The sequence below is a fragment of the Micromonospora sp. II genome (assembly GCF_001709195.1).
In the GTDB taxonomy this organism is placed as follows: Bacteria; Actinomycetota; Actinomycetes; order Mycobacteriales; family Micromonosporaceae; genus Micromonospora; species Micromonospora chalcea.
Genome location: NZ_LYXF01000081.1, coordinates 1 through 2,199 on the forward strand (window position 1 = coordinate 1; position 2,199 = coordinate 2,199).

At 65.8% G+C, this 2,199-nt stretch carries 2 protein-coding genes; both read left to right on the forward strand.

Annotated elements, in window-relative coordinates; translation table 11 throughout:
- Positions 1 to 754 (forward strand): DNA sulfur modification protein DndB (locus A8711_RS30025; RefSeq protein WP_218062401.1); only part of this gene is annotated, 754 nt, incomplete at its 5' end.
- A gap of 822 nt (positions 755 to 1,576) precedes the next feature.
- Positions 1,577 to 2,199 (forward strand): polysaccharide deacetylase family protein (locus tag A8711_RS30030; protein WP_176722916.1); only part of this gene is annotated, 623 nt, incomplete at its 3' end.

The following is a 2,199-nucleotide window of genomic DNA, read 5'->3' on the forward strand; positions in this document are numbered from 1 at the left end:
GCAGACCAAGCAGATCCCGGCCAGCCTCCTCGCGGTGTACAACACCCGCGAGCCGGTCAACCAGGTCCTCGCGCGTATCACCGACGAGTCGAAGCTGCTGCACGGGCGCATCGACGAGCTGGGTAAGACCTTGCCGAAGGCCAGCCAGAAGCTGTTCTTGCTCAACCAGATCCGCGGCATGGTCAAGAGCCTGCTGTTCGGCGACTATGCGCTCGCTGAGGACACGCTCAGCCGTATGGCCGCCACCCGGCTGGCCACCCAGGAGCAGCGCGACGAGTTTGTCGCCGAGACGCTGAACATGCTTGGTGTGCTGACCGAGTTGATGGAGCCCTGGTCCGAGATCGCACAGCTGCCAACCTCCGGCAGCGGCGCGGACAAGATCGTCGCTCTGCGAGAGAAGTGGGTGAATCTGACCGCGACCGGCATCAACGTCATCGGCACGGTGGTGTACGAAATCAACCGGCACACCGTCGACCCCGAGCAGCGTGCCGCCTACTACCGCAAGCTGGCGGTCGAGATCGACTGGCGGCGTAGCGCGGGCATCTGGGCCAACAACATCGTCGTCCCAGACGGCAAGCAAGGCAAGATCGCCACCAACCGCGGCCCGGTGTCGGCTGCCGTTCGCAACGTCAAGCAGGCTATTGGCGTGAGTGGCGGCGACGCTGCAGTCGCTCCGCCGAAGCAGACGGTGCCCGACGGTCAGCACGCGCTCAGCGACATCGACGCTTCATCAGCTGGGCAGCTGCAGAACTGAATCGCGTCGTAGCCACCGCCCGCTGGGAAACCTTTCCTGCCGGGCGGTGTGCTGTTCAGAGTCCCTCGTATGCGGAGCAGGCTCGGTCGCAGACGTACCGGCGATGAGCAATGTCGTCCCGTTCAAGTCCGGTCAACGGCAACGAGCCCGGGCCTTTGGGGCTCCGGGCTCGCGCGGGCGAAGGGCGCCACACCCAAACGCCATAATCAGGATAGCGCCCGCGCCTGGCAGCAGGCTGAGGCCGGACGCTCGCTGACAGGCGACCAGGACTCGCGCCACGGGGCGTCGGGACTCCGCCCCGAACCCAGCTTCCTTCGAGGTCAGCCGCAGCGGCGGTATTCAGCTGTCCTGCCTCGTTTCGTGCGCCGGTCGTGCATCCATGAATGCGCGACCGGGGGGAGCAAACGCGTTCTAACGTCACGTTCCGTCGACGCTGCTACATACCGAACCCCGACAAAGCTGCATAACTGCAGGTCACGGGTCACGGTCACCCCGTCCTCCCGACTACGGATCAGAAGGTTAGGGGTTCGAGTCCCTTCGGACGCACAGCAGTTGAGGGGCCGCTTCGGGAAACCGGGGCGGCCCTTTTTCGTGCGCTCCGCCGGCGGTCATGCCGCCTCGCGTCGCCCAGCCACCGAGCGATGGCGACTGATGGGTCCGGATGCGCAGCGACTGACTGGGAGCCGATCCTTCCGGAAAACTTCCGGAAAATCATTGACCTGTTCGAAACGCCGCTGCAATACTCCGAACACTGCGACATCAGCATGCGTCGATTGGAGCCATGCGTCGTCAGGTGTCACTCGTCCCAAGGAGGACCTGCGCATGTACGCCAGCATCCGCGGCTCCCGCCGCCCGTCCACTCCCCGAAAATCGCGTCTCACCTTCCGGTTGGCAGTGCTCGCCTCCACTGTGGCGCTGGGCGCCGCCGGCCTTGCGGTCGCCGCCACTCCGTCCAGCGCCGCCACCTGCAACGGCTACGTCGGCCTCACCTTCGACGACGGGCCGACCGGCAGCACCAGCGCCCTGTTGTCCGTGCTGCGCGCGAACGGCGTACGGGCGACCATGTTCAACGTCGGCCAGAACGTGCAGAACAACCAGTCCGCCGCGCGGGCCCAGGTCGACGCGGGCATGTGGGTGGCCAACCACAGTTGGAACCACGCGCACATGACCTCGATGAACCAGAGCCAGATGCAGTCGGACCTCTCCCAGACCAACTCGGCGATCCAGTCTGCGACCGGCGTCCGACCGCAGTTGTTCCGCCCGCCCTACGGGGAGACGAACTCGACCCTCCAGTCGGTCGCCTCGTCGCTCGGCCTGCGCCAGGTGATCTGGGACGTCGACTCCCAGGACTGGAACGGCGCCAGCGTCAGCCAGATCGTCTCCAACGCCAGCCGTCTTCAGGACGGCCAGGTGATCCTGATGCACGACGGCATTCAGAACACCCG